The following is a 17994-nucleotide window of genomic DNA, read 5'->3' on the forward strand; positions in this document are numbered from 1 at the left end:
GAAAACCTCCCGGCGGCGGTCGACGCTGTGGCGATGAATCAGGAGCCGTACGGGCCCTGCGGCGGCTGCTGCTGCCCGAAGCCCGGCTGCTGCGGCGGCTGGCCGTAGGGCGAGGGCTGGCCGAACGGCGGCTGCTGACCCGGCTGGCCGAAACCGCCGGCCGGCGGCTGCTGGGGCTGGCCGAACGGCGGCTGACCCGGCTGCGGCTGACCTGGCTGGGGCTGGCCCGGCTGGGGCTGGCCGAACTGGGGCTGCTGGCCGAACTGCGGCGGCTGCGGCTGGCCGAACTGCTGCTGGCCGTACTGCGGCTGCTGCCCGTACTGGGGCTGGCCGAAGGGCTGCTGGCCGAACTGGCCGTAGCCGCCGGCGGCCTGCGGGACCGCGCCGAGCTTGGCCGCCATGCCGGCCGTGGTCGACGGCAGCCACCACAGCACCAGCAGGCCGATGAACACCACAATCGGGATCAGCGCGCCCGCCGGACTACGGCCGATCGAGAGCAGCTGGATGACGATGCCCAGCCCAAGGAGCACGGTGATCACGATCCGGCCCCAGTTCTGGCCCTGGCCGGCGAACCAGGCACTGGCTCCCGCGCCGAGCACCACGACCACCTCGACCACCGCGGCGATGACGGCCCAGACGGGCGCGTAGGAGATGAGCCCCAGCACGCCGATCAGGGTGATCACGCTGAAGATCAGCCCGAGGCCCATCAGGCCGATCGTCACCCACATCGCGACCGGCAGCGTGTTCGCGCCGCCGCCGGCCGAGCCGCCCATCGGCGCGGCGCCGTAGCCGCCCGGAGACTGCTGGGTCGCCCACGCCGGCTGCTGCGGCGCGCCGAACGGGGCCTGGCCGAACTGGCCCGGCTGGCCGGGCATGCCCGGCGCAGGCTGCTGCGGGAAGCCGCCGCTGGCCGGCGCGCCGAACGGCTGCGGCTGCTGGCCGAACGGGGACGGCTGCGGCTGCTGCCCGAACGACGGCGTCGCCGGCGCGGCCGGAGCCGCCGGCTGCACCGGCATCGGGCCGCTGGCCGGGCTGGCGTAGCCGGGCGGGCTGTAGGTCGGCCCGGCCGGCGGCTGCTGGCCGGGCGGCACCACCTGGGTGGAGTCGGCCGGTGGCGGCGGAGGCGTCACAGCCGGTGACGACACGTCGCCCGGCCGCACCACCTGGGTGGCGTTGGCGTCCGCGGGACTCGCGGCGGCCGGCGGCTGGGATCCCGCCCCGACCACCTGTGTGGCCTCCGGGTTCACCGCGGAGTCACCGGTCTCCGGCGGCTGTGGAGCACTCATCGGGTTTCCAACCCCCTTGGGCCCTTGACGTCACGTCGCGGGTAACGCTAGCCCATACGCCGCAGCCCCGCCGCACACCTGGCGGGACTCATCGACCGGCGAGGAATCCCAGGATGTCGTGCCGGGTGACCACGCCCGCCGGCTTGCCGTCGACCAGCACCATCGCGCCGTCCGCGGCCGACAGCGCCGTCATCGCCGCGCCGACCGGCTCACCAGCGCCGATGGTCGGCAGCGGCGGCGACATGTGCTGCTCGACCCGGTCGGCCAGCTGCGCCTTGCCGGTGAACAGCGCGTCCAGCAGGTCCCGCTCGTTGACCGCGCCGGCCACCTCGGCCGCCATCACCGGCGGCTCGGCGTTGACCACCGGCATCTGGGACACCTCGAACTCGCGCAGGATGGCGATCGCCTCGGCCACCGTCTCGTTCGGGTGCACGTGCACCAGCTCCGGCATGGTGCCGTCCTTGCGGCGCAGCACGTTGCCGACGGTCGCGCCGGCGTGGTCCGGGGACAGGAAGCCGTAGGAGGCCATCCAGGTGTCGTTGAAGACCTTGGACAGGTAGCCGCGGCCGCCGTCGGGCAGCAGCACCACGATCACGTCGTCCGGGCCGCAGCGGCGGGCCAGCTCGATCGCGGCCGCGGCCGCCATGCCGCAGGAGCCGCCGACCAGCAGGCCCTCCTCGCGGGCCAGCCGCCGGGTCACGTCGAACGAGTCGGCGTCGGAGATCGGGATGATCTCGTCGCAGATGTCGCGGTCGTAGGTGGTCGGCCAGAAGTCCTCGCCGACACCCTCGACCAGGTAGGGGCGGCCGGTGCCGCCGGAGTAGACCGAGCCCTCCGGGTCCGCGCCGACGATCTTGACCCGACCGCCGGAGATCTCCTTGAGGTACTTGCCGGTGCCCGAGATCGTGCCGCCGGTGCCCACGCCGGCCACGAAGTGCGTGATCTTGCCCTCGGTCTGCGTCCACAGCTCCGGGCCGGTGGAGTGGTAGTGGCTCTCCGGGTTGTTCACGTTGGCGTACTGGTTGGGCTTCCAGGCGCCCGGGATCTCGCGGACCAGGCGGTCGGAGACGTTGTAGTAGGACTCCGGGTGCTCCGGGGCCACCGCGGTCGGGCACACCACGACCTCGGCGCCGTAGGCCTTGAGCACGTTTCGCTTGTCCTCGCTGACCTTGTCCGGGCAGACGAAGACGCACTTGTAGCCCTTGCGCTGGGCGACCAGGGCCAAGCCGACGCCCGTGTTGCCCGAGGTGGGCTCCACGATCGTGCCGCCCGGCTTGAGCTCGCCCGACTTCTCGGCCGCCTCCACCATGCGCAGCGCGATGCGGTCCTTCACGCTGCCGCCGGGGTTGAAGTACTCCACCTTGGCCAGCACCAGCGGCGCCAGACCGTCGACAAGTGCGTTCAACCGCACCAGCGGGGTGTTGCCGACAAGGTCGACTACGTGATCGACGTACTCCACCGGAGGCCCTTTCGTCTTGTGAACTGGCCGCAGCCTAACGCGTTGCGGGGAATCATCGGTGTTGCGTGGCGTTGATCCCAATGGACCATCGACCATCGAACCGGTGGGAGAATGGATGGGGTGAGGTCGGACATGGGTGTGATGCGTGGACTTCGGTTCGCGGCGATCGCCGCCGGCACGCTCGGCGGTCTCTACGGCGCGGCGTACGGGCTGCTCACCAACCAGGCGCGGCGCGCGGAGCGAATCATCGGTCCCCCAGTCGCCCCGCCGTTCCTGGCCGACGGCGTGTACCTCCCCGACGGCTCCGGCCCCGTGCCGCCGGCCGAGGAGGACAGCGCCCTGCGGTTCGCGATGTTCGGCGACTCCATGGCCGCTGGCCTCGGCGTGGACGGTCCCGACCAGCTGCCCGCCGTCGTGCTGGCCCGGGGCCTGGCCGAGGAGGCCGGCCGCCCGGTTCGCCTGGACACCTACGCCGTGGTGGGCGCCGCCACCAAGGACCTGCCGGCCCAGGTCGAGCAGGCCCTGCTGGCTCCCCCGCACGTCGCCGTGATCATCATCGGCTCCAACGACGTCACCACCCTGACCACCGTGCCCGACGCCGTCGCCGGCCTCGAACGGGTGATCCGCGCGCTGCAGGACGCCGGCTGTGGCGTGGTCGTCGGCACCTGCCCCGATCTGGGCGTGATCCGCCCCATCGCGCAGCCCCTCAAGTCCATCGCCCGGGCCTGGAGCCTCTTGTTGGCCCAGGCCCAGCGCAAGGCCGTCGCCCGCATCGGGGCCATCCCCGTCGCCCTGGCCGACCTGCTCGCGCCCGAGTTCCTGGCCCGTCCCCGGGAGTTCTTCAGCTCCGACCAGTTCCACCCCAGCGCCGTCGGCTACGACGCCGCCTGCTCGGTGCTGCTGCCGGCCCTGTGCACCGTGGCCGGCGTGTGGACCGGCGGGCCCCTGCCCAAGCTCCCGCACCGCTCGGTGCTGGCCGAGTCCCGCCGCCCCACCGCGAGGTTCATCGCCCGCGTCAACTTCCGCCTCGGCCGCCCCGCACGCGAACTGGCCCCGTAGTCGCCCGAGGAGAGCTTGGCCACAGGCACGGGGTGGGTCCGGTCGCTAGACTCCGCTGGTTACCAATGAGTAGCGAACCGAAGGAGTTTCGCGATGCCCGAGGCCGTGATCGTCTCCGCAGCCCGCTCGCCGATCGGCCGGGCCGGCAAGGGATCGCTGGTGTCCATTCGGCCGGACGACCTGGCCGCGCAGATGGTGCGGGCCGCGCTGGACAAGGTGCCGGCCCTGGACCCGACCCAGATCGACGACCTGATCATGGGGTGTGGCCTGCCCGGCGGCGAGCAGGGGTACAACATCGGCCGGGTGGTGTCGGTGCTGCTGGGCTTCGACCACCTGCCCGGCTGCACGGTGACCCGCTACTGCGCCTCCAGCCTGCAGTCCACCCGGATGGCCTTCCACGCGATCAAGGCCGGCGAGGGTGACGTGTTCATCTCGGCCGGTGTGGAAACGGTCTCCCGGTTCGCCAAGGGCAGCTCGGACGGCCTGCCGGACACCAAGAACCCGCTGTTCGCCGACGCCGAGGCGCGGACCGTCGCGACGGCGGAGCACAGCGGCGGCGAATGGCACGACCCGCGTGGCGACGAGCTCGTGCCGGACGTCTACATCGCGATGGGCCAGACCGCGGAGAACCTGGCGCTGGCCAAGGACGTCTCCCGCGAGGAGATGGACGAGTTCGGCGTCCGCTCCCAGAACCTGGCCGAGAAGGCCATCGCGGACGGCTTCTGGCAGCGTGAGATCACCCCGGTGACCCTGCCCGACGGCACCGTGGTCTCGGCCGACGACGGCCCGCGGCCGGGCATCACGCTGGAGAAGACCGCCACTCTCAAGCCGGTGTTCCGCCCGGACGGCCGGGTCACCGCCGGCAACTGCTGCCCGCTCAACGACGGCGCGGCGGCACTGGTGATCATGAGTGACACCAAGGCCAAGGAGCTCGGCCTCACCCCGCTGGCCCGGATCGTGTCCACCGGCGTCTCCGGCCTGTCGCCGGAGATCATGGGCCTGGGCCCGGTCGAGGCGTCCAAGCGGGCGCTGGCCAAGGCGGGCATGTCCATCTCGGACATCGACCTGGTCGAGATCAACGAGGCCTTCGCCGCCCAGGTAATCCCGTCCTACCAGGATTTGGGCATCCCGCTGGACAAGCTGAACGTCAACGGCGGCGCGATCGCCGTCGGCCACCCGTTCGGCATGACCGGCGCCCGCATCGCCACCACGCTGATGAACTCCTTGCAGTTCCACGACAAGCAGTTCGGCCTGGAGACGATGTGCGTCGGCGGCGGCCAGGGCATGGCGATGGTCCTGGAGCGCCTGAGCTGAACCCCCAGCGGTGACGATCACAGGCCGGCGTCGACCACGACGCCGGCCTTGTTCGTCGTCAGGTGCACGGGATTGGCCGTGTGCAACAGGTTTCCGCAGCCGAGGTTGTCGAACGAGCCCTGCAACCGCTGGGCCAGGAACGTGAACAGGTTGCTGGCCGCGCCCGGATCCGGCGACGGGCCGGTCTTGGTGAAGCGCTCGTCCAGCTTGGTGCGCTGCAGGCCGGTGGTCACCAGGGAGCGGCAGTAGGCCTGCGGCGTCTCGGTTCTCGGATTGATCGCCGGCATGTCCACGCCGACCCGGTACAGATTCGTCTTGGTCACACTGGTCTTCGTGCCGTCCAGCACCATCGGGTCGTTGGTCGGCACCAGCGCGATCGGGGCCTGCTGCCGGGCGGCGGCCTGCAACTCGTCCAGGGCCAGCGAGGTGACCTGCTTGCCGCTGGCCAGATCCGGCGCGGTGAAGGGCGTGCAGCCCAGGGCCGGGTCGACGAACGCGTCCAGCAGCACGTTGTCGCTGCCGTTGTTCAGCTTGGCGACGACCTTGGCCTTGGTCTTCGGGTGCACCTTGGCCTTGCCCAGCTTCGTCTCGTTGGCCGGGGTGTCCTGCGCGATGCGGCCGTCCTTGGCCTGGAGGTAGGTCGTGGTCACGTTGTCGCTCTGGTCCTGGTCGACCAGCCCGAAGTCCCGGGTGGTCATGCAGGGCTTGCCGTCCTTGCCGGCGCCCAGCGCCGGGATGGCCAGCTTCTTGCCGGCGATGGCCTTGTCTGCCGCGGCGAAGAACGGCTGGGCGTTGCAGTAGGCGTACTGCCCGAACACGGAGTTGTTGTCGCCGTTCACGCAGGTGCCGGTGTCGCCGCGCAGCGTGAGGTTGGTGCCGTTGAAGCCGAACCAGATGCCGACGACGGCGCCGCTCGGCAGCGGCGGCGGGGTCGGCGCGATCTCCGGCCGGCTGCCCTTGTCGATCACCAGCGGGTCGTACACCGACAGCTTGCCGGTGGCCGGGTCCAGGATCGTCGCCTGCACGAACGCCGACTGGTCGGCATTGGTCTCGGTGCAGTGGCCCTTGGCCGCGCTGATCAGGTACGGCGTGGCCAAGCCCTTCGCGGACAACGGGTTGGCCGGCACCTGCAGCACACAGTCCGGGTTGGCGATGTCGGCCTGGTTCGCGGCCAGCTGCGGATCCCCTTGCACGGCAACGGAGGCCACCACGGCGACGGCCGCGGCGAGCACCGCCAGCGCCGGCGCACCCAGCGCGACGCGGCTGCGCACGGAGAGCTTCTTGAGCTGGGGCAGCACGAACGTCGGCCGGATCGTCTTCCAGCGCATCGGTCTTCCTGTCACGGGTAACTCCTCATCGAGAGCCCACTCCACCGGTCCGCACTACGCACCCGGTCCGGTTGGGGTTCAGCAGAAGGAGAAATCGACCCGTTAACAGCGCGAGGCCGCGCCGGTGCCTGGACCGCAGCCGGATTTCACCCGCCGCCACCCAACGCAACCACCCACCCAGCCGATGCGGCGGGTGAAATCCGGCCAGGGAAGGCACCGGTCACGAGCGGCCTCGCCCCGCGCGGAACGCGCGGCATGAAAGAGCGCCGACATCCTCACGGATGCCGGCGCTCCTGGCAAGCTGTGTTGACTAATTGCGTTGCAACTGGGCCAGCAGGTTCAGGATCTCCACGTACAGCCAGACCAGCGTGACCATCAGGCCGAAGGCGATGTACCAGGCGAACCTGGCCGGGGCGCCGGCGCGGATGGCCCGGTCGGCCTGGTCGAAGTCCAGCAGCAGGTTGAACGCGGCGATGCCGATGAACAGCAGGCTGACGATGATCGCCAGCGGGCCGTTGCCGCGCACGCCCAGATCGACGTGGAACAGCGACAGCAGCAGGTTGAACACGACCAGCGCGAACGCGCCCATGGTCGCGCCGATGATCCACTTGGTCAGCCGCGGCGTGACCTTGACCGCGCCGGTCCGGTAGAGCACCAGCATGGTGGCGAACACCACCAGGGTGCCGACGATGGCCTGCACGGCCACGCCCGGCACCAGGTAGTCGATGACCTTGGTGATCGTGCCGAGGAACACACCCTCGACGGCCGCGTAGGTCAGGACCAGCGCGGGGTTGGTGGATTGCCGGAAGGTGATGACGAACGCCAGCACCATGCCGACGAGGCCGGCGGCGAGCGCGAAGAGCGGGTGCAGCCCGAGGTAGGCGGTCACCCCGCCCACCACGATGGTCGTGCCCAGCGCGGTCGCGGTCTTGGTGACCACGTCGTCGATCGTCATCGGCCGGTCGGCGGCGGTGGGCGGCGCGGCCGGGTAGCCGTACCCGGTCGGTTGCTGCCCCTGGTACCCGAAGTTCGCGTAGCCGCCCTGGCCCTGACCCTTGCCGGACAGCGCGCGGAACGCCGGGTTGCTCGATGTGCGCACCTGGTCCTCCTGGAACGTGTGGCGCCTACAGCCCGTACAACGGTAACCGTGATCGATCGGTTCCCCGTGGGGCAAAGGTCATTTTACCAACGTGGACGAACGGGCACTGATCCGTTCGGCGTAGCGATCAACTACTTCACACTGTATTGACACGCAGAGTGTCCTCGGACATCCTCCCGCTGGCGGCTTGCCCGCCGTCCGCGCGCCCGCCAGGCTCGCAGGGCGGCCTACCACGGCCTTCTCGTTCCGTCGGGGGAACGAGCCCCGGACCGCCGCCACGAAGACGTCCGACCTAACACGAAGGGCACCGCGCCGCGGGGAAGCGGCACGGCGCCCATGAGGGAGCGCAGGACCGTTATGGGACTGAGCAAACTGGTCGCTGGGGTGACCGGGATCACGATGCTGGTGGCCGGCCTCGGCGTGTTGGCCGCGCCGACCGCGAGCGCCGCCGTGCAGACGGGCTCCGGCCTCAACGTGCCGAAGCAGCCGTACAAGGGCTCGCCGGCCAACGACCCGAACGACTGGCTCGGCCAGTACATCGTGGGCGGCAAGGCGGCCTACTGCGTGCGGTTCGCCCTAGCCGCGCCCGACTCCGGCGCGAAGTACGACCCGGACGGCGACCTGACCGACAAGTGGGGCGGCGCGATCGACCCCACGAAGCTCGCCGAGGTCTCCTACATCCTGCTGCGCTACGGCGACACCACCGGCCTGGCCAAGGATGTGGGCGACGCTCAGGCCGCGGCGGTGGCGCACATCCTGCACAGCATCACCTCCGGCGGCCGGCCGGCCAACCCGAACGACGGCCCGAACGAGGTCGCCTATGACACGGCCCTGCACCTGAAGGAACTGCCGCAGGCCGCCCAGGACGACGTGGCCAAGATCCAGACGGACGCGGCGGCCAACTACGGCCCGTGGAAGGCGACCGTGACCCCGCCGACCGCGGCCCAGGTCATCGGCACCGCCGACAAGTGGACGATCAACGTCGTGCGGGACGGCGGCGACGGCGCGGCGATCAAGGGCGTGCCGGTGAAGCTGACCGTCACCGACGGCAAGGTCGACTCCGACACCGTGACCACGCCGGCCGACGGCAGTCCGCTGGTGGTCAACGTCACGCCGACCGGTCCCAACCCGACAGTGAAGATCGACCTCGACGCGCCGCTGGCCAAGCCGACGGTGCAGAAGCCGGAGAACCAGCCGGCCAACTTCCAGTGGACGGTCTTCACCGGCGGCCAGGGCGCGATCACCAGCACCGGCAAGACGACCGCCACCACCGCGCCGGGTTCGGTCAAGGTGACCAAGGTGGACAGCAAGACCGGGGCCGGCATCGCGAACGTGCAGCTGCGGGTCACCGCCGCGGACAAGACGGCGGCCGCGGTGAAGCAGGACGGCAGCCCGCTCAACGGCACCGACGGCAAGCCGCTGGTGGTCACCACCGGCGCCGACGGAACGGCCACTGTGGACGGTCTGAAGACGCCGCAGGACATCTGCATCATCGAGGTCGCGGCCCCGGCCGGCTACGACCAGAATTTCGACGCCTCGTCGCCGCCGAACGCCTGCGGCTCCATCCAGGCCGGCCAGACGCTGGCGCTCAAGGTGGCCAACACGCCCAACACGCCGACCGTGCCGGTCAAGATCCCGGCCGGTGGCTCGCCGATGGTCGCCGACGCGGCCACCGTCACCACGCTCGACCCGGCCGCGCTGGCCGCGGTCGGTGGCCTGGCGGTGATCGGCCTCGGCGGTGTCGGCCTGCTGCTGCGCCGGCGGCGGCACGCCTCGCGTGGCTAAGCACCGGGCTCCGAAGACCCGCTGGCCGGTTTCGGCCGGCGGGTTTCCGGTTGCCGGCCGGTCCAGGTACCGGAATCCGACCGCCGCCGCCGGCACGGCCGTCAGCGGCGCGGTCGGACTGACCATGATCGTGATGGCGGCCGGGGCGACCCTGTTGGGCCAGCCCCAGTCGGTGCCGGGCTCGCCGCTGCCGGTCGGCCACAGCCAGACGGTCGACCCGCAGGCCGGCCCGGCCCCGGTCGCCGCGCCGGCGACCACCACGTCGTCGGCCGCGGCCCCGCCACCGGCGGCGACCCAGCAGACTCCCCAGCCGCCGGCCCCGAACACCATCCTGCTGCCCAAGGGCGGCCGGTCGTCGCTGGTGCGCAGCGGTGTCGCCGGCGACGGCACGCTGCAGATCCCCAACGGCGTGACCAAGGCCGCGCTGTGGGGTGCGGCCCTGGACGGGCCAGCCGGGGCGACGCTGATCGCCGGGCACATCAACTGGGACGGCGTCGCCGGGCCGTTCGCCGAGCTCTGGGGCGCGCAGGCCGGGCAGGACGTGACCGTCGTCGACGGCGACGGCAAGCAGCTGAAGTTCGTCGTCGACCAGGTTCTGACCGTGGACAAGGACAATCTGCCCCAGCACGCCGACGAACTGTTCGGCCAGACCGGCGCGCACCGGTTGGTGCTGGTCACCTGCGGTGGCAAGTGGGTCGGCGGGGCGCTGGGCTACGACCAGAACCGCGTGGTGATCGCCCACCCCGTGTCCTGACGACAACCCGATCGGGGCCTGCGTCGTCTCAACCGGCATGGGGCTCAGGCAGAGGTGGGGTTGGCTGACGACCGCGGTGGCGTTGGCGCTGGCCGTGGTGGTCGTGATCGTGATGGGGCAGGGAACGGGATCGGGCGGAACAACACCGGCCGGAGCCACCACAACCACCAATCCCGGGCCGATCACGCCGGCCGGCCAGGCCACCCCGGCCGCCGGCCCGACCCCGACGCTGCCCGCGCCCACCGGGGCCCAGCCGGCGTGGATGCACAAGCTCAAGCCCGGCGAGAAGCCGCCGCAGTTCATCCTGTTCTCCTTCGACGGCGGCGCGTCCAAGGACCACTGGTCACGGGTGCTGCCGATCGCCGAGCGGACCGGGGCCAAGGTGACGGCGATGCTGTCCGGGCTGTACCTGATCCCGGACAGCGAGAAGAACTCCTACACCGGCCCGGGGCACCCGAACGGGGCCAGCGAGATCGGCTTCGGTGGCTCGGACGCGGACATCAAGCTGCGTGTGGACTACCTGAACCGGGCGCTGGACGACGGCATGGAGTTCGGCACGCACTACAACGGGCACTTCTGCCAGGGCGCGGAGCCCAGCGTCGGCTTCTGGTCGACGGCCGGCTGGAACTCCGAGCTGGACCAGTTCTTCTCGTACCTCAAGGAGATCGACGGCAAGGGCCTGCGGATCACGCCCGACATGATCAAGGGCGGCCGCACGCCGTGCCTGGAGGGCAACTGGGACCAACTGTTCCCGTCGATGAAGTCGCACGGTTTCGTCTATGACACCAGCCATGTCTCGTTCGGCGTGACCTGGCCGACGGTGGACCGCGGGCTGTGGGAGTTCCCGCTGCCGGAGGTGCGGGTGCCGGCGCTGGACAAGAACGTGGTGATGATGGACTTCAACTTCTGGTACCTGTTGGACGGGGCCAAGGAGGGCGACGACGCGCGCGGGCCCGAGTTCACGCCGATCGTGCTGGACACCTACCGGTCGGTGTACCAGACCGTGTTCAACGGCAACCGGGCTCCGCTGGTGATCGCCAACCACTTCAACGACTGGGCCGGCGGCGCGTTCTCCGGCGCGGTGGAGCAGTTCATGAGCGAGACCTGCGGCAAGCCGGAGACGGTGTGCGCCTCCTACAGCCAGGTGATCCAGTGGATGCAGCTGCAGGACCCGGCCACCCTGGACGCGCTGCGCTCGCTGCCGGCGGCCCACAACTAGGCGGTCAATCCGCGGTCAATCCGTCGAAAGAAGTGCCGGGACGGATCGGAAGGTGTCTAGCCGGGAGCCGCAGAAAGGGCTTACTGTGGTGTTCCGCCGCGGCCTTGCCCACACAGATGTCGTCCAAGGAGTGAGCGATGTCCGCACCGAAGACCGTCAAGCGCGCCGAGAAGTCCGTCCGCAAGCCCGCCCGTCGTTCCTGGGTGAAGCCCGACTTCAATGAGTACGACACGCCGATGGAGGTCACCGCGTACTCCGCGCGGGTCTGACCTGTCAAGGGTTCACTGTTTGGAAGGGACCATTCCTCACGTTCAACGTCAGGAATGGTCCTTTCACCCACGCCCATCGAGGAGTCGAACATGCTGGCGGCCGAGGACTTCATCGCCGAGCTGCGGGCGCTGGCCCCGCGCTACTGGCACGACCACCCGTTCCACCTGCGCCTGCACGCCGGCGACCTCAGCCGCGAGGAGCTCCAGCGGTGGGCGGCCAACCGCTGGTACTACCAGCGCAGCCTGCCTCAGAAGGACGCGGCCATCCTGGCCAACTGCCCGTTGTCGCAGGTCCGGCGGTACTGGATGGAGCGGATCGTCTATCACGACGGCAGCCGTGACGGCGAGGGTGGCGCGGAGAACTGGCTGCGCATGGCCGAGGCCGTCGGCCTGGACCGGGCCGAGGTGCTGGACGAGCGGCATGTGCTGCCGGGCGTGCGGTTCGCCGTCGACGCCTACGTGAACTTCGCCCGCAGCAAGCCATGGGTGGAGTCCATCGCCTCTGGGCTGACCGAGATGTTCTCCCCCGGCCTGATGAAGCGGCGGCTGGCCGACATGCGGGAGCAGTACCCGTGGATCGGCGAGGACGGCTTCGCCTACTTCGTGTCCCGGCTGACCGTGATCGCCGGCGAGGGAAAGTCCACTTTGGACATCGTGGTGGAGCACGCGCGGACCCGTGAGCAGCAGCAGGCCTGTGTGGCCGCGCTGGCGTTCAAATGCGATGTGCTGCAGGCGATCCTGGATGCCGTGGACTATCACTCATGACTTCGCTGGACTCCGTGCCTCGGGTGCGCCGGGGCGTGCGGTGCACGTACGACAAGACCCGGGACAGCGATGTCGTGCTGTTCCCGGAGGGTGTGCTGCTGTTGAACGAGACCGCCGCCGCCGTGGTGTTCCGCTGCGACGGCTCGGCCAGCGTCGGCGACATCGCGCTGGCCCTGGCCGACGAGTTCGACGGCGTGCAGCCCGATGACGTGATCGAGCTGGTGGATCGGCTCGTGGCCCGACGGGTGGTGGACGTTGACTGAGGCGCCGCTGGGACTGCTGGCCGAGCTGACGCACCGCTGCCCGCTGCACTGCCCGTACTGCTCCAATCCGGTCGAGCTGGTGCAGCGCGCCGACGAGCTGGACACCTCGACGTGGCAACGGGTTTTCGACGAGGGTCGGGAACTCGGCGTGTTGCAGGTGCACCTGTCCGGCGGTGAGCCGCTGGCCCGTCCCGACCTGCCGAAGCTGTTGGCCCACGCCAGCGGCCTGGGCTGCTACACCAATCTCGTCACCAGCGGTCTGGGCCTGACCGCCGAGCGGCTGGCCGAACTGGTCTCCCTCGGCCTTGACCACGTCCAGCTGTCCGTACAGGACGCGGATCCCCGCAACGCCAACCTGATCGCCGGCGTCAAGGGCTACGACCGCAAGCTGGCCGCCGCCGTGCTGATCAAGGACGCGGAGCTGCCGCTGACCGTGAACGCCGTGCTGCACAAGGCGAATCTCGACCACATCGGCGGCATCATCGAGCTGGCCGAGCAGATGGGCGCGGACCGCCTCGAACTGGCCAACACCCAGTACTACGGCTGGGCCCTGCGCAACCGGGCCGCCCTGCTGCCCACCCGGGAACAGCTCGCCGCCGCCGGACCCGTTGTGCAGGAAGCGAAACAGCGGCTGGCCGGGCGGATGGAGATCGTCTACGTGGTCGCCGACTACCACGAGGCCAACCCCAAGCCGTGCATGTACGGCTGGGGCGCCCGGCAGCTCACCGTCGCCCCCAACGGCGACGTGCTGCCCTGCCCGGCCGCCAGCGTGATCACCTCGCTGCCCGTGCAGAACGTCCTGCGCTCCTCGCTGGCCGAGATCTGGTACGGCTCCGAGACCTTCAACGCCTACCGTGGCACCGAGTGGATGCGGGAGCCGTGCCGGAGCTGTCCGCGCAAGGAGATCGACTTCGGCGGCTGCCGGTGCCAGGCCTTCCAGCTCACCGGCGACGCCGCCGCGACCGACCCCGTGTGCACGCTGTCGCCGGATCATGGCCTGGTGCAAGACATTCTGGCTGCCGAGATCACCATCGAACGGCCGGCCTTCGCCATGCGGCGGTCGGTGTGAGGGTCGTCGTGCTCGGCACCGCCGCCGGCGGCGGCTTCCCCCAGTGGAACTGCGCCTGTTCCCCTTGTGCCTTGGCCCGCAAGGGTTTGCTGCCGTCCCGTAGTCAGGACTGCCTTGCCGTCAGCGGAAACGGCTCCGATTGGTGGCTGCTCAACGCCTCCCCCGACATCCGGGTGCAGCTGGTGGGTTCCCCGGAGTTCACCCCTGGTCCCGGCCGGCGCGACACCCCGCTACGCGGTGTCCTGCTCACCTCGGCGGAGCTCGACCACTCCCTCGGCGTCTTCTCCCTCCGTGAGGGCGGCGGCCAGACCCTCTACGCCCCGGCCAACGCCCTCTCGGCCCTGCGGTCGAATCTCGGTCTGGGGCCCGTGCTCGACAACTACGCCGGCTGGTCGTGGCACGAGACCGTGCCGGAGCAGCCCTTCGAGCTGACCGGCGAGCTCGTCGCCACCGCCCACGCCGTCGGCGTCAAACGCCCCAAGTACGCCGGCGAGCAGCCTGGCCCCTGGGTTGTCGCCTACCGCATCCACGACCCGGTCACCGGCGGCACCCTGCTCTACGCCCCCTGTCTGGCCTCGTGGTCCGCCGATTTCGAGGCCCTGCTGGCCGGCGTCGACTGCCTCCTGCTCGACGGCACCTTCTGCTCCACCGACGAGATGGGCGTGCGCACCGGCCATACCAAGGGCCAGTCGGCCATGGGCCACCTGCCCGTCTTCGGCGACGGCGGGAGCCTGCCCGAACTGCGGCGATTCCCGGCCATGCGCCGGATCTACACCCATCTCAACAACACCAACCCCCTGCTCGACCCGGCCTCCCCGGAGTCGGCCGAGATCGCCGCGGCCGGCGTCGAGGTCGTCCCGGACGGCACCGTGGTCACGCTCTGACGATCGGCTCAAAGACCCGTTGCCACGGCGGCAATCCTCCCTCCGTGACCCGTGACTTGTGGTTAGCTCTCACGCGTGCGTGTAGTCATCGCGGAAGACCTGCTGCTGCTTCGGGACGGCATGATCCGGTTGTTGCAGGCTCACGGCTTCGAGGTCGTCGCCGCCGTCGAGTCCGGGCCGGAGCTGCTGGCCGCGCTCACCGAGCACAAGCCGGACGTGGCGGTGGTCGACGTGCGGCTGCCGCCGACCTTCACCGACGAGGGCGTGCGCGCGGCCATCCAGGCCCGGCGCGAGATCCCCGGGCTGCCGGTGCTGGTGCTGTCGCAGTACGTCGAGCAGCTCTACGCCCGGGAACTGCTGTCCGACCGCAGCGGCGGCGTCGGCTACCTGCTCAAGGACCGCATCTCCGACGTGAAGCAGTTCGTGGACGCCGTGCGCCGGGTGGCTGACGGCGGCACCGCCATGGACCCCGAGGTGGTCGCCCAGCTGCTGTCCAGCCGTGAGCGCGACGCCCCGCTGGGCACCCTCACACCGCGGGAGAAGGAGGTGCTCGGCCTGATGGCCGAGGGCCGCTCCAACGCCGCCATCGCGGCCCGCATGTTCGTCACCGAGAAGGCCGTGGGCAAGCACACCAACAACATCTTCACCAAGCTGAACCTGCACCAGCACGAGGACGACAACCGCCGGGTGCTGGCGGTGCTGGCTTATCTGAACGGGTGATCGTTGCAAGCCAGGTCTCACCCACCCCCGTGATCCACCCATTCGGGTGGCGTGGCAGGTAGGGTCGGGCCCGGTGTGCCGGGAAGTCTGGTCGGCGAGTTTCGTGGACCCCGGCGAAAGGTGCCAGCGATGCAGAGCGTGGAAACGGTGCTCCTGCTGGTGGTGCTGGCGACGGTGGTCGCGACCTTCGCCCGCCGGCTGAGCATTCCCGCGCCCTCGCTGCTGGTGGTGGCGGGCGTGGTGGTGGGCCTGTTCCCGGGGGTGCCGGAGGTCCGGGCGACGCCGGAGCTGGTGAGCCTGGTGGTGCTGCCGCCGCTGATCTACGCGGCGGGCGAGGAGATGCCCTGGCGTGACCTGCGCGCGGTGTGGCGGCCGGTGACAGTGCTGGCGGTCGGCCTGGTGCTGGCCTCGGCGGCGGCGGTCGGGCTGGTGGCGGCGCTGGTGGCCCCACTGCCGGCGAGCATGGCGTTCGTGCTGGGGGCGGTGCTGGCGAGCACGGACCCGGTGGCGGTGAGCGCGCTGGGCCGCCGACTGTCGCTGCCGCCCCGGATCCAGGTGCTGGTGCAGGCGGAGAGCCTGTTCAACGACGCGACGAGCCTGGTGCTGTTCCGGCTGGCGGTGACGGCGGCGCTGGCCGGCGGCGCGGTGTCGGCGGGATCGGTGGGCGGCGAGTTCCTGCTGCTGGCCGGCGGCGGCCTGGGCGTCGGCCTGGTGGTGGCCGGCGGCATCTGGCTGATCCGCCGGCGCACGGTGGATCCGGTGCTGGAGACGGTGATCGCGCTGGTCAGCCCGTACTCGGCCTACGTGCTGGCCGAGACACTGGGCGGCTCGGGCGTGACGGCGGTGGTGGTGTGCGCCGTGGTGCTCGGCGCGCAGACTCCGAAGATCACCACCGCCCACATCCGGCTCCAGGTGGACGCGGTCTACGGCACGGTGATCTTCATTCTGGAGAGCGCGGTGTTCGGGCTGATCGGTCTCCAGCTGCCGTACCTGGTACGCGGGCTGGCCGGCTCCGACCCGGGCTGGCCGTGGCAGGCGCTGGTGATCACGGCCGCGCTGATCGCAATCCGGTTCCTGTGGGTGTTCCCGCTGGGCTGGATCATGCAGCTGCGGCGCGGAAACCGCCGCCTCAACTGGCGAACGTCCACAGTGGTCTCCTGGGCCGGCGCCCGGGGTGTGGTGCCGCTGGCCGCGGTGCTGTCCATCCCGCTGCTCACCGACAACGGCGAACCGGTGCCGCAGCGCGACCTGGTGCTGGCGCTGGCCACCACGGTCATCGTGATCACGTTGGTGGCCCAGGGTTTCACGCTCGCGCCGCTGGTCAGACGGGCTGGCATCGCCCGTACGCCGGCCGAGGCCCGCCGCGAGCAGGACCTGGCCAACGTGCGGCTGGCCGAGGCCGGGCTGGCCCACCTGGAGCAGCTCTATGACCTGGAGGCCGCGCCGCACGCGGTCCTCGACCGGCTCAGACAGGGCCTGCTGGCCCGGATCGACCACGGCGACCCCCAGGAGGAACCGCCCGGCTCCTCGGTCGCCGCCACCTACAAGCAACTGCGCCGTGAACTGCTGGCCGTGGAAATGGCCGAGCTGACCAGGCTTTTCGACGACGGCGAAATCGACGACAGCACCCGCCGCCGCCTGCAGCGCACCCTCGACCTGGAGGACGCCCGCCTGGGCGACGACTCCTAGGCTCCGATGTAGGTCAGCAGGAACTCCGCGACGCCTAGGACGGCCGCGGTCGACTCCGGCACGTCCGGCACGAACAGGTGCCAGAAGTGCATCAGGTCCGGCCAGATCTCCAGGTTGGCCCGGCCGCCCGCGGCGAGCACCGCCGCGACCAGCGAGCGGGCGTCGTCCACCAGCACCTCGCGCTCGGCGGCGTGCACCATCAGCGGGGCCAGGCCGGACAGGTCGGCGAACAGCGGCGAGGCCAGCGGCTCGCGCGGATTGGCCTCGCCCAGGTAGTCGGCCGCCGCCGCAAGCGCTTGCGCCCGGCTGTAGATCGGGTCGTCGTCGGCGAACTTGTCGTACGACCCGCCGCTCGCGGTCAGGTCGAACAGCGGGCTCAGGCAGGCGCCCGCGGCCGGCTGCGGCAAGCCCAGGTCGCGGGCGGCCAGCATGGCCGCCACCACCAGGCCGCCGCCGGCGGTGTCGCCGAGCAGCACCACCCGGCCCGGCGAGTAGCCCCCCTCGTCCAGCAGCCACCGGTAGGCCAGCACGACGTCCTCCACCGCCGACGGGAACCGGTGCTCCGGGGCCAGCCGGTAGTCCGGCAGCAGCACCGGCATGCCCATGACCGCCGCGAACTGCGAGGCGAAGCCGCTGAACGCCGTCGCCGAACCGGCCCGGTAGCCGCCACCGTGCAGGTAGAGCAGCACCCGGTCCATCGCGCCGCCCTGCGGCCGGACCCACACCGCCGGGCAGCCGCCCGCGTCGGTCTCGCCGGTCAGCACGCCGTCGGCCAGCGGGATCGAGCCCAGCGCCAGGTCCATCGACTCGCGTGCCTGCCGCACGCCGTCCGCGCCAGCCGCCGGCTCGGGCCGTGGACTGGCCCGGATGGCCGTGAGCAGCGCCTCGAACTCGGGACTGGGCATCGCGTCATCTCTACGGGAACAGGGAGACGAACCTACATCAGACAGGTCCCAACTCCGTGACGCCCGTCACCGCCCCGAGCGAAACCTCGCACCGCACGGCGTGCCGCCTTGACGTTTCACGTGAAGC

At 70.8% G+C, this 17994-nt stretch carries 17 protein-coding genes; 12 read left to right on the forward strand and 5 right to left on the reverse strand.

All coding sequences use genetic code 11. The features are described from left to right. Positions 1-38: 38 nt before the first annotated feature. Together JJ691_RS34635 and JJ691_RS34640 are read right to left on the reverse strand one after the other, a co-directional pair. Positions 39-1286, reverse strand: coding sequence for a hypothetical protein (locus JJ691_RS34635; protein WP_211763772.1), 1248 nt, complete (start codon positions 1284-1286; stop codon positions 39-41). Positions 1287-1374: 88 nt separating this feature from the next. Further along, positions 1375-2745, reverse strand: a complete 1371-nt coding sequence (locus JJ691_RS34640) for a cystathionine beta-synthase (protein WP_211763773.1) — start codon at positions 2743-2745, stop codon at positions 1375-1377. 132 nt (positions 2746-2877) lie between these two features. Here JJ691_RS34640 and JJ691_RS34645 point away from each other — a divergent pair, with 132 nt between their 5' ends. Next, a complete protein-coding gene (locus tag JJ691_RS34645; RefSeq protein ID WP_211763774.1) occupies positions 2878-3804 on the forward strand; it encodes an SGNH/GDSL hydrolase family protein in 927 nt (308 codons plus the stop codon). Positions 3805-3897: 93 nt separating this feature from the next. Continuing rightward, on the forward strand, positions 3898-5118 hold the full coding sequence (locus JJ691_RS34650; RefSeq protein WP_211763775.1) for an acetyl-CoA C-acetyltransferase: 1221 nt from the start codon (positions 3898-3900) through the stop codon (positions 5116-5118). Positions 5119-5135: 17 nt separating this feature from the next. Here the strand turns inward: JJ691_RS34650 and JJ691_RS34655 are convergent, their stop codons facing one another. Continuing rightward, on the reverse strand, positions 5136-6461 hold the full coding sequence (locus tag JJ691_RS34655) for a hypothetical protein (protein ID WP_211763776.1): 1326 nt from the start codon (positions 6459-6461) through the stop codon (positions 5136-5138). A 295-nt stretch (positions 6462-6756) separates the two neighbouring features. Then, a complete protein-coding gene (locus tag JJ691_RS34660) occupies positions 6757-7545 on the reverse strand; it encodes a Bax inhibitor-1/YccA family protein (RefSeq protein WP_211763777.1) in 789 nt (262 codons plus the stop codon). A gap of 357 nt (positions 7546-7902) precedes the next feature. Between JJ691_RS34660 and JJ691_RS34665 the strand changes: the two genes are divergently transcribed. The 10 genes from JJ691_RS34665 (at position 7903) to JJ691_RS34710 (ending at position 16962) form a co-directional block, all read left to right on the forward strand. Continuing rightward, the gene (locus tag JJ691_RS34665; RefSeq protein WP_249227201.1) at positions 7903-9330 is read left to right on the forward strand and encodes an MSCRAMM family protein; all 1428 of its coding nucleotides are present in this window, start codon (positions 7903-7905) and stop codon (positions 9328-9330) included. After that, complete coding sequence (locus JJ691_RS34670) at positions 9323-10084, forward strand: class F sortase (RefSeq protein ID WP_211763778.1); 762 nt, start codon at positions 9323-9325, stop codon at positions 10082-10084. Before JJ691_RS34665 ends, JJ691_RS34670 begins: the two co-directional genes overlap by 8 nt. A 37-nt stretch (positions 10085-10121) precedes the next feature. Beyond that, positions 10122-11303, forward strand: coding sequence for a polysaccharide deacetylase (locus JJ691_RS34675; protein ID WP_211763779.1), 1182 nt, complete (start codon positions 10122-10124; stop codon positions 11301-11303). 137 nt (positions 11304-11440) lie between these two features. After that, on the forward strand, positions 11441-11572 hold the full coding sequence (pqqA, locus tag JJ691_RS53465; protein WP_211763780.1) for a pyrroloquinoline quinone precursor peptide PqqA: 132 nt from the start codon (positions 11441-11443) through the stop codon (positions 11570-11572). A 90-nt stretch (positions 11573-11662) separates the two neighbouring features. After that, on the forward strand, positions 11663-12337 hold the full coding sequence (gene pqqC / locus JJ691_RS34685) for a pyrroloquinoline-quinone synthase PqqC (RefSeq protein WP_211763781.1): 675 nt from the start codon (positions 11663-11665) through the stop codon (positions 12335-12337). Continuing rightward, the gene (gene pqqD, locus JJ691_RS34690) at positions 12334-12600 is read left to right on the forward strand and encodes a pyrroloquinoline quinone biosynthesis peptide chaperone PqqD (RefSeq protein WP_211763782.1); all 267 of its coding nucleotides are present in this window, start codon (positions 12334-12336) and stop codon (positions 12598-12600) included. The genes pqqC and pqqD overlap by 4 nt, the downstream gene beginning before the upstream one ends. Next, the gene (gene pqqE, locus JJ691_RS34695) at positions 12593-13669 is read left to right on the forward strand and encodes a pyrroloquinoline quinone biosynthesis protein PqqE (protein ID WP_211763783.1); all 1077 of its coding nucleotides are present in this window, start codon (positions 12593-12595) and stop codon (positions 13667-13669) included. Before pqqD ends, pqqE begins: the two co-directional genes overlap by 8 nt. Beyond that, entirely contained in the window at positions 13666-14553 is an 888-nt protein-coding gene (gene pqqB, locus JJ691_RS34700; RefSeq protein ID WP_211763784.1) for a pyrroloquinoline quinone biosynthesis protein PqqB, read from the forward strand. The genes pqqE and pqqB overlap by 4 nt, the downstream gene beginning before the upstream one ends. Positions 14554-14628: 75 nt before the next feature. After that, positions 14629-15273, forward strand: coding sequence for a LuxR C-terminal-related transcriptional regulator (locus tag JJ691_RS34705; protein WP_211763785.1), 645 nt, complete (start codon positions 14629-14631; stop codon positions 15271-15273). Positions 15274-15402: 129 nt separating this feature from the next. After that, a complete protein-coding gene (locus JJ691_RS34710) occupies positions 15403-16962 on the forward strand; it encodes a Na+/H+ antiporter (protein WP_211763786.1) in 1560 nt (519 codons plus the stop codon). Here the strand turns inward: JJ691_RS34710 and JJ691_RS34715 are convergent. After that, complete coding sequence (locus JJ691_RS34715; RefSeq protein WP_211763787.1) at positions 16959-17867, reverse strand: alpha/beta hydrolase; 909 nt, start codon at positions 17865-17867, stop codon at positions 16959-16961. The two genes, JJ691_RS34710 and JJ691_RS34715, sit on opposite strands and share 4 nt — an antisense overlap. Between the last annotated feature and the right edge of the window lie 127 nt (positions 17868-17994).

It is taken from the genome of Kutzneria sp. CA-103260 (genome assembly GCF_018263855.1).
Lineage (GTDB): Bacteria > Actinomycetota > Actinomycetes > Mycobacteriales > Pseudonocardiaceae > Kutzneria.

Bases quoted from the DNA above. Each gene is read 5' to 3' on its own strand.
- JJ691_RS34635 (WP_211763772.1), bottom strand. From the start codon at position 1,286: ATGAGTGCTCCACAGCCGCCGGAGACCGGTGACTCCGCGGTGAACCCG.
- JJ691_RS34645 (WP_211763774.1), top strand. From the start codon at position 2,878: ATGGGTGTGATGCGTGGACTTCGGTTCGCGGCGATCGCCGCCGGCACG.
- JJ691_RS34650 (WP_211763775.1), top strand. From the start codon at position 3,898: ATGCCCGAGGCCGTGATCGTCTCCGCAGCCCGCTCGCCGATCGGCCGG.
- JJ691_RS34665 (WP_249227201.1), top strand. From the start codon at position 7,903: ATGGGACTGAGCAAACTGGTCGCTGGGGTGACCGGGATCACGATGCTG.
- JJ691_RS34675 (WP_211763779.1), top strand. From the start codon at position 10,122: ATGGGGCTCAGGCAGAGGTGGGGTTGGCTGACGACCGCGGTGGCGTTG.
- pqqA (WP_211763780.1), top strand. From the start codon at position 11,441: ATGTCCGCACCGAAGACCGTCAAGCGCGCCGAGAAGTCCGTCCGCAAG.
- pqqC (WP_211763781.1), top strand. From the start codon at position 11,663: ATGCTGGCGGCCGAGGACTTCATCGCCGAGCTGCGGGCGCTGGCCCCG.
- pqqD (WP_211763782.1), top strand. From the start codon at position 12,334: ATGACTTCGCTGGACTCCGTGCCTCGGGTGCGCCGGGGCGTGCGGTGC.
- JJ691_RS34710 (WP_211763786.1), top strand. From the start codon at position 15,403: ATGCAGAGCGTGGAAACGGTGCTCCTGCTGGTGGTGCTGGCGACGGTG.
- JJ691_RS34715 (WP_211763787.1), bottom strand. From the start codon at position 17,867: ATGCCCAGTCCCGAGTTCGAGGCGCTGCTCACGGCCATCCGGGCCAGT.